We start from the raw sequence: 13,439 nt of genomic DNA, 5'->3' as shown, positions 1-13,439 counted from the left end.
TAAGATTTTTGTTTTTCTGATTAGTCTGCCGGTCGTTTCTGGGTCGGGTTCTTCACTCGGCTAGAAAACAGTATCGGTAATTTTGTAGGTCTGAGGAGTTTCCCATGCGTTTGTTTTCGAGTCTAAAAAACCCGAACGCTATAAAAAAAACACTGATCGCGAGCACACTTGCGAGCGCGCTTGTGACCGTGCCAGAGGCCTACAGCCGAACACTCCTGCCGGGTGAAAGCGAAGTAGTCACTAATCCTCCCGCACCCGAGGCATGGGTGGTGTCTCAAGGTGGAACGCTGACGATCAACAACGCGATAGCGCTGACCATCAATTCTCAGACTGCCAATGTCGTCTTCAACGGTGGCCAGAGCCAACGTATCAGCGCGGACACTTCGGTGCTGACCATGTCTGGAGCTGACGTCAATAGCGTGACCGGTAGAGGGGCCATCCAGTTGATCGATAGCTCAGCCACCATTGACCGCTCCACCATCACCAGCACCAACAGTTTCGGCCTTCTACTGGGGCGCAATATCAACACGCCGGCGTCATCGACTGCGACAGTGAAAGGTGGCAGTGTGATTTCTGGCGCTGCGGGAGGCGCGAACACAGTAGGTTTTGCGGTATTGAACATCGAAAATTCGACCATCCAAGGCACCGGTGCAACCAGCTACGGTGTGCAGCTCGGTGGTGCAACGCTGTCGGCTAAGGGCAGCACCCTTTCCGGGGTAAAGGATGGCCTGCAAGTGGTAACCGACACCACAGGTATCAACGCCAGCACTGTAACGCTCAGCGATTCGCGAGTGACCGGTGGTACAGGGGCGGCGATTTTGCTGGGCTCTTCTGGCACTGCCGGTACGGTTGCAACCATCAATGTTCTGGGCAACTCCCGATTGATCGGTGGCAACGGCAATCTTCTGCAAGCCACCAACCGTTCCACTGCCAATCTCACTGTTGATGCAAGCCAGTTGAGCGGCAATGTCGTTGCGGATACCGGCAGCTCAATCTCGCTACGGATGCAGAATGGCGCCGCGCTGGCAGGTGATTTGCAAAACGTGACACAGGTTGATCTGGACTCGCGCAGCACCCTGAATGGCAATGTCCGTTCAGTTGCAGGCACGGCGGCCACGGTCAACCTGAACAACAGCGCCGTTCTCAATGGTAACGTTGCAAACGTAGCCAATCTGTCGCTGAGCAATGGCAGTCAGATGACCGGCAATGTGCTGACGGACACCCATGGCGGTGTAGCGCTGGACAACCGTTCGGCAATCAATGGCAATGTCGAAAACGTCTCGAGCCTTGCATTGAACAACGGCAGCAGTCTTACGGGCGATATCATCACGGCTGCCAGCGGCAGTGTGCTGCTTGATAATGCCTCTGTGCTGACCGGGCAGATCAACAATTCGGCCAGCCTGACGATCAACAATTCAGCGCAGTGGGTGATGACCGGCGACAACACTGTGCAACGTCTTGCCCTCGATAGCGGCGTTGTTCGCATGGGCACGGCCGAGCAGTTCCAGCAACTGAATATGGGCGACCTCTCCGGTCGAGGTACGTTTTTGATGGGCACGGATTTGGGCGATGGAAATACCGATTTCCTCAATGTCACCGGCAACGCGAGCGGGCAACATCAACTGCAAATCGCCGCGACCGGCACGACGCCCGTCACCGCCGAAGCCGTGAAGGTCGGCAATATCGCAGCTGGCGATGCGAGTTTTTCGCTGGGAGGACGTGAAACCGTGGATGCCGGCGCGTTCGTCTATCGATTGACCAGGGAAGGTCAGGGTTTGTATCTGAACCCGGACAAGGAAACCGTCAGTACTTCCAGCAATACCGCACTGGCGTTGGCCGGCAGCGCCCGCAGCGTACTCAACGCCGAGGCTGCGATGCTCACTGACCAGATCGGCGATCGCAGTATGAGCGTTCGCCCTGAAGCTTCGCTGCGGGCGATGGATGACAGTTCGGTCAAGTTGAGTCACAGCGTCTGGGTGCGCAGTTATGGTAACCAGTACAACGTCGCCAATGCTTTTGGCGATGGTTACACACAGAACCAGACGGGCATCACAGGCGGGGCCGACACACTCGTCGAGCTTGGCGGGCGACCTTGGGTCGTGGGTGGGTTCCTCGGGATGAGTCGTACCAACATTGATCTGAAGTATGGTTCCGAGGCCACTGTCGATAGTCTGAATGCAGGTGTCTACGGCAGCACTTTTGATGTTGCCAGCGGTGTATTCGTCAATGTCATGGCCAAGGTCAACCAGTTCGATAACAAAGCCAAGGTGACCATGAGCGATGGCTCTCGCGCCAAGGGCGATTACAAGGCGCTGGGCGCAAGCGGTTCGATGGCGGTCGGCAAGCATATTGAGCTTGGCAATGCCTATTTCGTCGAGCCGCAGGTTCAGCTATCAACCGGCGTTGTCCAAAGCGATGAGTACCGTCTTGATAATGGCTTGCAGGTCAAAGCCGATACCCTGCGCTCGTTCCAGGGCAAAGTGGGGGTTCGTGGTGGCCGGGTGATCACGCTTGATAACGGCAGCCTGCTTGAGCCCAGTGTGTCGACGGCTTTCAATCATGAATTCGTCAAGACCAACGAAGTCAAAATCAACGACAACAGCTTCGATGATGACCGTGCGAGCAGCTCCCTGGAGTATGGCGCTGGTCTGAAGTGGATGCCGACGCAACGCAACTGGCAGGTTTCCGGTCAGGTTGGCGGCAGCAAGGGCAACACCGTCAGCCAGGACTGGAGCGGCAGCTTGAGAGTCAGTTACTTCTTCTGATGCGCTGAAACAACAAACGCCCCGTGCAAAGCTGCCGGGGCGTTTTTTTGTGCACTCACCCGAAGAGCCCGGCTGCGATGTTGATCGAAAATCCGAGGATCGCCGTGTTGAACACAAACCCGATCAACGATTGCGCCAATACGATTTTGCGAATATCGCGCGTTGCCACGCCAACATCTGCCGTCTGCACCGCCACGCCGATGGTGAACGAGAAATACAGAAAGTCCCAATAGTTGGGCGTGGTCAGCCCTTCGGCGAAACGCAGCGCCGGTTCCTTGCCATCCCAGGTGTAAAACAGGCGGGCGTAGTGCACGCAGAAGATCACCCCGATCAACAGCCACGAACCGATGACTGTCAGGGCGGTGAAGCCGTAGTGCATGAGTTTGCGGCTGGTTTCCAGATCTTTGCTGCCGGCCAGTTCCAGGGTGATGGTGGCGAGACTCGCCAATGCCGCGATGCACACGACGAACAGCACCAGCCCGGCATTCTCGTCTTCGATGACGGCAATGCGTTTAACGTCCGGCGCCCTGGCGCGCACGGTCAACCAGAACATCAGGATCAAGTAAGTCCAGACGCCGGCGTTCCAGCCGATGAGGATTTTGCTGATGATCGAGTCAGCCGGGACAAGCAGGCCGGTGGCGAGTCCGAACAGCGCGGCGGCGGACAGGCGAGGGTGGGTACGGGCGAGAAAGCGCATGGGGACTCGATGGGCGAAGGTGGTTCAGACACCTTAGCTTAGCGATGGCGGATATGACCACAACGCTGGGTGATTGCAATAAACCTGTGGGAGCGAGCCTGCTCGCGAATGCGTCGGATCAGCCAACATTGATGTCGAATCTGAAGACGTCCTCGCGAGCAGGCTCGCTCCCGCATTGGGGCTAGTGGCGTTTAGTCAATCGTTGTACGAGCTTCATGACGACGACGAAGAAGACCGGCACGAAGATCACCGCCAGCGTCGCGGTGATCATTCCGCCGATCACGCCGGTGCCGATGGCTTGTTGGCTCGCCGAACTGGCGCCAGTAGCGATGGCCAGCGGCACTACACCGAGAATGAACGCCAGCGACGTCATCACGATCGGTCGCAGGCGAAGACGCGCTGCCTGCAACGTCGCATCGATCAGGTCATGCCCTTCTTCATACAAGCTCTTGGCGAACTCGATGATCAGGATCGCGTTCTTCGCCGACAGGCCAATAATGGTGATCAGGCCGACCTTGAAGAACACATCGTTGGGCATCCCGCGCAGTGTCACCGCGAGTACCGCGCCCAACACGCCCAATGGCACCACCAGCAACACTGAAGTTGGAATCGACCAACTCTCATACAGCGCTGCCAGGCACAGGAATACGATCAGCAACGACAACCCGAGCAGAATCGGTGCCTGACTGCCGGACAGACGTTCCTGCAATGACAGCCCGGTCCATTCCTGGCCCAAGCCTTTCGGGCCTTGCGCAACCAGACGTTCAATCTCCGCCATGGCCTCGCCAGTGCTGTGGCCCGGAGCCGGCTCGCCGGAAATGGCAATCGCCGGATAACCGTTGTAACGGGTTAACTGTGCCGGGCCCTGAATCCATTTGGCCTGCACAAATGCCGACAGCGGCACCATTTTTCCGTTGTTATTGCGTACGTGCATCTTCAGCAGGTCGTCGACCTGGCTGCGCTGATTACCTTCGGCCTGTACGACCACGCGCTGCATCCTTCCCTGATTGGGGAAGTCATTGATGTAGCTCGAGCCCACAGCGGTGGACAGGACGCTACCGATATCGGCAAACGACACGCCTAACGCATTGGCCTGCTTACGATCCACTTCGAGTTGCACTTGCGGTGCTTCGGCCAGTGCGCTTTCACGCACGTTCATCAGCACCGGGCTTTTCTCGGCGGCGGCTAGCAGTTCCGAGCGCGCCTGCATCAATGTTGCGTGGCCGAGGCCGCCGCGATCCTGCAAGCGGAACTCGAAACCACTCGATGTGCCCAAGCCGTCAACCGGCGGTGGCAGCACGGCGAAGGCCATGGCGTCCTTGATCTGGCTGAGGGCGATATTGGCGCGGTCGGCAATCGAGCTTGCCGAGTCGTCGCTGCCGCGTTGCGACCAGTCTTTCAGTGTGCTGAACGCTAACGCGGCGTTCTGCCCACTGCCGGAGAAGCTGAAGCCGAGAATCACCACGCTGTCGCTGATCCCCGGTTCGCCAGCGTTATGCGCCTCGAACTGTTCGGCCACCTGCACCGTACGGTTCTTGGTCGCGCCGGGTGGCAGTTGAATATCGGTGATGGTGTAACCCTGGTCTTCGACCGGCAGGAACGAGGAGGGCAGGCGCGCAAAAAGCAGGCCCAGGCCGACCAGCAACACCCCGTAGATCAGCAGATAGCGACCGGTGCGTTTCAGCGCATAACCGACCCAGCCCTGATAGCGCTCGGTCAACTGTTCGAAGCGGCGGTTGAACCAACCGAAAAAACCGCGTTTTTCGTGGTGTTCGCCTTTGGCGATCGGTTTGAGCAGCGTTGCGCACAACGCCGGGGTCAAGGTCAGGGCGAGAAACGCCGAGAACAGAATCGAGGTGGCCATCGACAGCGAGAACTGCTGGTAGATTACCCCGACCGAGCCTTGCATGAACGCCATCGGAATGAACACTGCCACCAGCACCAGGGTGATGCCGATGATGGCGCCAGTGATCTGCGTCATCGCCTTGCGTGTGGCTTCCTTGGGCGACAAACCCTCGGTGGCCATGATCCGCTCGACGTTCTCGACCACGACAATCGCGTCGTCCACCAGAATGCCAATGGCCAGAACCATGCCGAACATGGTCAGCACGTTGATCGAAAAGCCCAGCGCCAGCATGGTCGCGAAAGTGCCCATCAGCGCCACTGGCACCACCAGCGTAGGAATGAGCGTGTAGCGCACGTTCTGCAGGAACAGGAACATCACCGCAAACACCAGCAACATTGCCTCGCCGAGGGTGTAAACCACTTTGGTGATCGAGACTTTGACGAAGGGCGAGGTGTCGTACGGGATCTTGTATTCCACGCCAGCCGGGAAGTAGCGCGACAATTCGTCCATTTTCGTCCGCACCAGTGTTGCGGTGTTCAGCGCGTTGGCGCCTGGCGACAGCTGCACGCCGACGGCGGTCGACGGTTTGCCGTTGAGACGTGTACCGAACTGATATTCCTGACTGCCAACCTCGACCCGTGCGACGTCACCGATGCGCACGGTCGAACCGTCCGGATTGGCCTTGAGCACGATGTCGGCAAATTCCTCCGGCGTCGACAACTGGCCCTTGACCAGAATCGTCGCGGTGATTTCCTGGCTGGACGGGTTGGGCAAATCGCCAATGCTGCCGGCGGAAACCTGGGCGTTCTGCGCGACGATGGCGGCGTTGACGTCAGCCGGCGTCAGGTTGAAGCCGATGAGTTTCTGCGGATCGATCCACACGCGCATGGCCCGTTCGGCGCCATACAACTGCGCCTTGCCGACGCCGTCGAGGCGCTTGATCTCGTTCATCACGTTGCGCGCCAGATAATCGCTGAGCGCCACATCATCAAGCTTGCCGTCACTGGACGTCAGGGTGATCAACAAAAGGAAACCGGAAGAGACTTTCTCCACCTGCAAGCCTTGCTGATTGACCGCTTGCGGCAGGCGTGACTCGACCACTTTCAGACGGTTTTGCACGTCGACCTGCGCCAGTTCCGGATTGGTGCCGGGCTGGAAGGTCGCTTTGATCGTGGCGCTGCCAAGGCTGCTCTGCGATTCGAAGTACAGCAGGTGATCGGCACCGTTGAGCTCTTCTTCGATCAGGCTGACCACGCTTTCATCGACGGTTTGCGCCGACGCGCCAGGGTACACGGCATAGATTTCGATCTGCGGCGGCGCGACATCGGGGTATTGCGCCACCGGCAATTGCGGGATGGCGAGCGCACCGGCCAACAGGATGAACAACGCAACGACCCAGGCAAATACCGGGCGGTCGATAAAGAACTGCGGCATAGAAAAGCGTCCTGCTTACTGACCAGAAGTCTGGGCAAGTGGAAGAGGGGTGTCGTCGATCTGCACTTTCTCGCCGGGACGGGCGTGTTGCAGGCCTTCGATGACAATGCGGTCGCCGGGCTTGAGGCCGCCAGTGACGATCCAGCGATCGTTTTGCACCGCGCCCAGTTGCACCGGTTGCTGGGCAATGCGCATTTGCTCATCGACCGTCAGCACCTGCGCAATACCGGCGCTGTCACGCTGTACCGCGCGTTGCGGCACGGTAATGCCATCTTTGATGGTTGCCTGCTCAAGTCGCACGCGCACGAAACTGCCCGGAAGCAGATCGAGGTCCGGGTTGGGGAACTCGCTGCGCAGAATGATCTGCCCGGTGCCCGGATCAACCGTGATATCCGCGAAGAGCAACTTGCCCGGCAGCGGGTAAAGACTGCCGTCGTCCTGAATCAGTGTGGCTTTGACTTGATCCTGGCCAACCTGCTGCAACTGACCGGAGCGGAACGCGCGGCGCAGTTCGTTCAGCTCACGGGTCGACTGGGTGACGTCGGCGTGGATCGGATTGAGCTGCTGAATCAGCGCCAATGGTGTGGTTTCGTTTTGCCCGACCAGCGCGCCTTCGGTGACCAGCGCACGCCCGACACGCCCGGAGATTGGCGCGGTGACGGTGGCGTAACCCAGATTGAGTCGGGCCCGCTCGACGGCGGCTTTGTTGGCTGCGACGTCGGCGGCGGTCTGTCGGGCGTTGGCGCGGGCATTGTCGTAGTCCTGCGCGCTGATGGCTTTGTCGTCGATCAATTGCGCATAACGCTGCTCTTGCAGTTTTGCCTGAAACGCATTGGCTTCAGCCTTGCGTAAAGCGGCGTCGGCGCTGTCGAGATCGGCCTTGAACGGTGCCGGGTCGATGCGGAACAGCACATCGCCCTTTTTCACGTCACTGCCTTCGCGAAAGGTGCGTTGCAGAACCACGCCTGCCACCCGGGCGCGTACTTCGGCGATCCGCGGGGCGGCGATGCGCCCGCTCAGTTCGCTGCTGATCGACAGGGGATGGGCCTCGATGGTTTCGATGCGCACAGTGGCTGGCGGCGCCTGTTCCTCGGCTTTCGAGGACGAGTCACAGGCACTCAGCGTCAGCGCCATTGCGATCAGGCCGAGCCCGGCCAACAGTTTGTTCGACATTTACCACCCCCAATATTGATGCGCGCATCCTACGGCCAGTCGCGCAGAGTAGCGGTGAAGCTTTGTAGGCGCTGTGTGAAATTGTGTAAGGGTTTTACTCAGGGACGGGTGAGGGCGTATATCCTTTACGCCTTGAAATTTATTGCGACAGTTGCATCGCCATCGCGGGCAAGCCCGCTCCCACGGGGATCGGTTGTGGACACGAATCATGTGAACACCCGAGAACACTGTGGGAGCGGGCTTGCCCGCGATGAGGCCTTCAATGTTGCCACTGCACTTTCTGGATCACCCATGCCCAACATCCTCCTGGTCGAAGACGACACCGCCCTCGCCGAACTGATTTCCAGCTACCTGGAGCGCAACGGCTATTCCGTCAGCGTCATTGGCCGTGGCGATCACGTACGTGAGCGGGCGCGGGTCAATCCGCCGGATCTGGTGATTCTCGACCTGATGCTGCCGGGCCTCGATGGTCTGCAGGTGTGCCGCTTGCTGCGTGCCGACTCGGCAACGCTGCCGATCCTGATGCTCACCGCCCGCGATGACAGCCACGACCAGGTGCTGGGCCTGGAAATGGGCGCCGACGATTACGTGACCAAGCCGTGCGAGCCGCGCGTCTTGCTGGCGCGGGTGCGTACCTTGCTGCGCCGCAGCAGCCTCGGCGAGCCGTTGACGGTCAACGATCGCATCGTCATGGGCAATCTGTGCATTGATCTGTCCGAGCGTACCGTGAGCTGGCGCGATCAACCGGTGGAACTGTCCAGCGGTGAGTACAACTTGCTGGTGGTGCTGGCCCGGCATGCCGGCGAAGTGCTGAGCCGAGACCAGATTCTGCAACGTTTGCGCGGCATCGAGTTCAACGGCACCGACCGCTCGGTGGACGTCGCGATCTCCAAGCTGCGGCGCAAGTTCGACGACCACGCCGGCGAAGCACGCAAGATCAAGACCGTGTGGGGCAAGGGTTATCTGTTCAGCCGTTCCGAGTGGGAATGCTGAGCTGATGTTTCGCATCCTCTTTCGTCTGTACCTGGTGACGATTGTCTCGTACAGCGCGGCGATCTATCTGGTGCCGGATCTGGTGGTCATGGCGTTCCGCGATCGATTCGTCACCTATAACCTGGATTATTCGCGCGGCCTGCAATCGCTGATCACCAAGCAGTTTCATGCTGCGCCGCACGATCAATGGCCGGCGATTGCGGCGTCGATGGACAAGGATTTCCAGCCCTTGCACATCGCCCTCGCGCGCATCGATAACGCCGACTTCACGGCGATCGAGCAGCAACGGTTACGCCGTGGCGAGAACGTGGTGCGCATCGGCGACTGGGGCTGGCGCACGTTGGCGGTGACGCCGCTGAATGACGACATGGCGGTGCAAATGGTCGTACCGCCGGACCCGATGGACGTCAATCTGTTGTACTGGAGCATCAACGTGTTGATCGGCGCGAGCCTGTTGGCGTGCCTGCTGCTGTGGTTGCGCCCGCACTGGCGCGATCTCGAACGCCTCAAGGGCACTGCCGAACGCTTCGGTAAAGGCCATTTGAGCGAACGCACGAAAATCGCCCAGAGTTCGAACATCGGCAGTCTGGCCAACGTGTTCGACACCATGGCCGGCGACATCGAAAACCTCCTGAATCAGCAACGCGACCTGCTTAACGCGGTCTCCCATGAGCTGCGTACACCGCTGACGCGCCTCGATTTCGGCCTCGCGCTGGCGCTGTCCGACGATTTGCCGGCCGCCAGCCGTGAGCGCTTGCAGGGCCTGGTCGCGCACATTCGTGAGCTCGACGAGCTGGTGCTTGAGCTGCTGTCCTATAGCCGCTTGCAGAACCCGGCGCAATTGCCGGAACAGATTGAAGTCTCGCTGGACGAATTCATCGACAGCATTCTGGGCAGCGTCGACGAGGAACTGGAGTCGCCGGAAATCGTCATCGACGTGTTGTTGCATGGCCAGCTCGAACGCTTCTCGCTGGATCCGCGCCTGACCGCCCGCGCCATCCAGAACCTGCTGCGCAATGCGATGCGCTATTGCGAAAAACGCATTCAGATTGGCGTGCAGGTGAATGGCGAAGGGTGTGAGATCTGGGTCGACGACGACGGAATCGGTATCCCGGATGATGAGCGAGAACGGATTTTCGAGCCGTTTTACCGTCTGGACCGCAGCCGCGATCGGGCCACGGGTGGGTTTGGTCTGGGACTGGCCATCAGCCGCCGGGCACTGGAAGCGCAGGGCGGCACGCTCACCGTGGAGTCCTCTCCATTGGGCGGCGCCCGCTTCCGGCTATGGCTACCCACCGCCACCTGAAACCAATGTAGGAGCTGCCGCAGGCTGCGATCTCTTGATGTTAAAAAAACAACATCAAAAGATCGCAGCCTGCGGCAGCTCCTACAGGGGTTAGACGAGGTCGTTTGACTGGATCAGGCCGACCCCGGCGAGTTGCATCCGCTCGATTGCAGCTGCCAGCGATCCCTGCAGATCAATCGCCCGGCAGGCGTCCAGCACGACAAATGCGTTGAACCCCGCCGTGCGTGCATCCAGCGCAGAAAACATCACGCAGAAATCCAGCGCCAGTCCGACCATATAAACCGTGTCGATGCCACGCTCCTTGAGATAACCGGCGAGCCCCGTCGTCGTCGTGCGGTCAGCTTCGAGAAACGCCGAATAACTGTCGATGTCCGGGTTGCAGCCTTTGCGGATCACCAGTTGCGCGTGGGGCAGATCCAGCTCTGGATGGAACTCGGCGCCGGGCGTGGCGCGCACGCAATGATCCGGCCACAGCGTCTGTTGGCCGTAGGGCAACTCAATCACATCGTAAGGCTTGCGCCCGGGATGGCTGGAGGCGAACGAAGCATGACCGGCAGGGTGCCAGTCCTGGGCAATGATGACCTGCTTGAAGTGGCCGGCGAGACGGTTAATCAGCGCGACGATCTGATCGCCTTCAGGTACGGCCAACTGTCCGCCAGGAGTGAAGTCGTTCTGCACGTCGATGACCAACAGAGCGCTGCGTGGTGAAATCTGCATCGGTGTTCCTCCTTGGATAATCACCCGCACAGGATAGTGGCAGCGGCCGTCATGCGCTAAATCGTTCGATCAAATGCTTGGCCAGGCCCTCAAGCTCCGACGCCGGGTTGTGCCCGATCAGCATCCACGCGTGCTCGCGCTCGGTCCAATACACCACATTCATGGCATGCCGCCGTTCGTGAGCCAACGGCTGACTGCCGCTGTTGGAACGGGTGACGCACAGGGCCATGGGGCCATGTTTGGCATCGAGATAGGTTATTTGCGCGATCGGCACGCCGTCGTATTCGAGCATTTGCGCGCGCTTGAGCTCGGCGCCGGGCAGTTTCAGCGTTGCCGGCGACAAACTCAGGCCGAGCCGCGCGTCGACCGTACGCAACTGCGCGCGCTGGTTCGCCTCGTCAGCCGGCAGATGATCAAGCGTCTGTGGGACGTAAAGTGCCATGTAATCGCCGACCAGCTCGCGCCAGCTGTGGTCTTGCTGCGCTTGCCAGCCGAGGAACAACCGATCAGCCAGGACGCCGCCAGCCACCAGAGTCGCGGCCGCCGCGCCGATAAACCAGCGCCGGCTCAGCCCCGGAGTCTCCGGCGCCGGAATACCGTCGAGGCGAGCCTGCAAGCGTTCCAGCGGCGCCTGCTGCGCCAATTCATCGTAGGCGGCTTTGTACGGCAGATTGCTGCGGCTCAACCACTGCACGCGCAGGCTGAGCAGCGGATCGTCGGCGATGTCGCTGTCCAGTTGGCTACGCTGTTCGCGGTCTAGTTCATCGTCCAGGTAGGCGACCAGTTGTTCATCCGAAGGTGTGTTCATGACCGGTCTCCTTCGGTGGTTTTCGGCACCGCTTGCAGCGGCGGGTATTCGGCGAGTTTCAGGCGGGCGGTGGCCAGACGGCTCATCACCGTGCCGATCGGCACTTGCAGGATCTCGGCGACTTCGCGGTATGACAGGCCTTCGACATAGGCCAGGTACACCGTTTCACGCTGGGTCTCGGGCAGGGCATCGACGCGGCGAATCACTTGCGCGGCCAACACATGGGTCTGCGCGGCGTATTCGCCATCGAATGCCAGTTGGCCGTCGGCATCGACCTGACCTGCGCCCTGACGCACGCGCCGCGCGCGCACTTCATTGAGCCAGATCGAATGCAGGATGCTCAGCAGCCAGCGGTCCATGCGTGTGCCGGCGATGTACTGGGCAGAACGCTCCAGCGCCCGCACACACGTCGCCTGCACCAGATCCTCGGCGACATGCCGATTGCGCGACAGCAGCAGACCGTAGCGCCACAATCGCGCCAGATGCTGTCCGAGTTCCGTTCTGAATGCCTGATCGCTGACGATGATGGCCTCTACTCTTGATGGTCAGGTTTTCGATGAGTCGTTAATGGCTTGCGCCAGGTCCTGGTATTCCTCGCACGCCGTGCCGCAAATCGACTGGATCTGCTGCAACTGTTCTTGCGCCAGGTCGACGCGGCCTTTGATCACATAGGCTTCGCCGAGGTATTCGCGCACTTGTGCGTACTGCGGGTCGAGTTTCACCGATTGCAGGTAATAGCTGATGCCTTCGTCGGTACGCCCGAGTTTGCGCGTGGCGTACCCGCGATAATTCAGCGCCTTGGCGGTGTTCGGCTGTTGCAGCGTGTCGAGCAACGCCAATGCTTCCTCGTAGCGGCCGGCCTTGGCCAGACGATAGGCGTAATCGGTGCGATCGGCATCGGGCAACAGGCTGCTGGTCTGCAATACGCATTTTTGCGTTTTGCTGTCCCAGACCTGGCCTTTCGGGCATTCAGGCTTCTGCACCGGCTCGTCTTCGTCACCATTGGCGAAGGCCAGATGACTGGACATGGCAGCCGCCAGCAGCAACGGGGCGGCGAACATAACGGAACGGATAGTCATGGGCAAGGCTCCAGTGAGAAAGTGTCGCGTCAGTTGGAAACACGTCCCGGCAACATGCGGCGCAAGGTGTTGTCGCGCAGGCCGTAGTGATGCACCAGCGCCACGATGGCGTGCAAAGACGCAAGGATGATGATGGCCCACGCCACTTGTTCATGCAGGCCGCCAAATACCGACTTCATGCTTTTATCGAAGGCAATCAACGTTGGGACCTCAAACAGCCCGAAGAAGTTGAAAGGTTCGGCCTGGGCCCAGCGCAGGAAAAAACCCAGCACGATCTGGCTCAACAGCAGCGCGTACAGCGCCAGGTGTGCGGTTTTCGCCAGAATGTTCAATGCGCCCTGATTGGCCGGCGGTAACCGCCGCCCCTTGAACAAACGCCAGAGCACCCGGGTGACAACAATGACGGCCAACAAGATGCCGCAGGAGATGTGCAATGCCTGCAGCTCCTTGCGCAGTGGCGTGCCCTTGGGCAATTGCTCCCAGATCTGGGCACAGGCAAACAGGCCGATGACCAGCGCGGCAGTCAGCCAGTGCAGGGCCATGGTCAGTCGGTCGTAACGGACGGGCAAATCAGTGGTCGTAACGCTCATGGGTCATCCTCTTGGGCAATGTACGGTTAAC

At 59.9% G+C, this 13,439-nt stretch carries 11 protein-coding genes; 3 read left to right on the top strand and 8 right to left on the bottom strand.

Annotation, left to right across the window (positions count from 1 at the left end):
• The first annotated feature begins 182 nt into the window (after positions 1-182).
• On the top strand, positions 183-2,765 hold the full coding sequence (locus JFT81_RS02130) for an autotransporter outer membrane beta-barrel domain-containing protein (protein ID WP_347340473.1): 2,583 nt from the start codon (positions 183-185) through the stop codon (positions 2,763-2,765).
• Between the two features lie 55 nt (positions 2,766-2,820).
• Here JFT81_RS02130 and JFT81_RS02125 read toward each other — a convergent pair whose 3' ends face one another.
• From JFT81_RS02125 to JFT81_RS02115, 3 genes are all read right to left on the bottom strand, one after another.
• Positions 2,821-3,462, bottom strand: a complete 642-nt coding sequence (locus JFT81_RS02125; protein WP_201225921.1) for a DUF1345 domain-containing protein — start codon at positions 3,460-3,462, stop codon at positions 2,821-2,823.
• A 181-nt stretch (positions 3,463-3,643) separates the two neighbouring features.
• The gene (locus JFT81_RS02120) at positions 3,644-6,742 is read right to left on the bottom strand and encodes an efflux RND transporter permease subunit (RefSeq protein WP_201225920.1); all 3,099 of its coding nucleotides are present in this window, start codon (positions 6,740-6,742) and stop codon (positions 3,644-3,646) included.
• 15 nt (positions 6,743-6,757) lie between these two features.
• Positions 6,758-7,915, bottom strand: coding sequence for an efflux RND transporter periplasmic adaptor subunit (locus JFT81_RS02115; RefSeq protein ID WP_201225919.1), 1,158 nt, complete (start codon positions 7,913-7,915; stop codon positions 6,758-6,760).
• 291 nt (positions 7,916-8,206) lie between these two features.
• Between JFT81_RS02115 and JFT81_RS02110 the strand changes: the two genes are divergently transcribed.
• Together JFT81_RS02110 and JFT81_RS02105 are read left to right on the top strand one after the other, a co-directional pair.
• Entirely contained in the window at positions 8,207-8,908 is a 702-nt protein-coding gene (locus tag JFT81_RS02110) for a response regulator transcription factor (RefSeq protein ID WP_187678934.1), read from the top strand.
• A 4-nt stretch (positions 8,909-8,912) separates the two neighbouring features.
• Positions 8,913-10,214 (top strand): ATP-binding protein, encoded by a 1,302-nt coding sequence (locus JFT81_RS02105; protein ID WP_201225918.1) that lies wholly within the window; start codon positions 8,913-8,915, stop codon positions 10,212-10,214.
• A 90-nt stretch (positions 10,215-10,304) separates the two neighbouring features.
• Here JFT81_RS02105 and pncA read toward each other — a convergent pair whose 3' ends face one another.
• The 5 genes from pncA to JFT81_RS02080 form a co-directional block, all read right to left on the bottom strand.
• Entirely contained in the window at positions 10,305-10,931 is a 627-nt protein-coding gene (pncA, locus tag JFT81_RS02100; protein WP_201225917.1) for a bifunctional nicotinamidase/pyrazinamidase, read from the bottom strand.
• 49 nt (positions 10,932-10,980) lie between these two features.
• Entirely contained in the window at positions 10,981-11,739 is a 759-nt protein-coding gene (locus tag JFT81_RS02095; protein ID WP_201225916.1) for a transcriptional regulator, read from the bottom strand.
• Positions 11,736-12,212, bottom strand: a complete 477-nt coding sequence (locus JFT81_RS02090) for a sigma-70 family RNA polymerase sigma factor (RefSeq protein ID WP_242485541.1) — start codon at positions 12,210-12,212, stop codon at positions 11,736-11,738. Before JFT81_RS02090 ends, JFT81_RS02095 begins: the two co-directional genes overlap by 4 nt.
• A gap of 72 nt (positions 12,213-12,284) precedes the next feature.
• A complete protein-coding gene (locus JFT81_RS02085) occupies positions 12,285-12,818 on the bottom strand; it encodes a tetratricopeptide repeat protein (protein WP_201225915.1) in 534 nt (177 codons plus the stop codon).
• A 29-nt stretch (positions 12,819-12,847) separates the two neighbouring features.
• On the bottom strand, positions 12,848-13,408 hold the full coding sequence (locus tag JFT81_RS02080) for a cytochrome b (protein ID WP_201225914.1): 561 nt from the start codon (positions 13,406-13,408) through the stop codon (positions 12,848-12,850).
• Between the last annotated feature and the right edge of the window lie 31 nt (positions 13,409-13,439).

The organism is Pseudomonas sp. TH43 (genome assembly GCF_016650635.1).
In the GTDB taxonomy this organism is placed as follows: domain Bacteria; phylum Pseudomonadota; class Gammaproteobacteria; order Pseudomonadales; family Pseudomonadaceae; genus Aquipseudomonas.
Note: the sequence above shows the minus strand (reverse complement) of the source record. Positions and strands in the feature narration are given on the sequence as shown.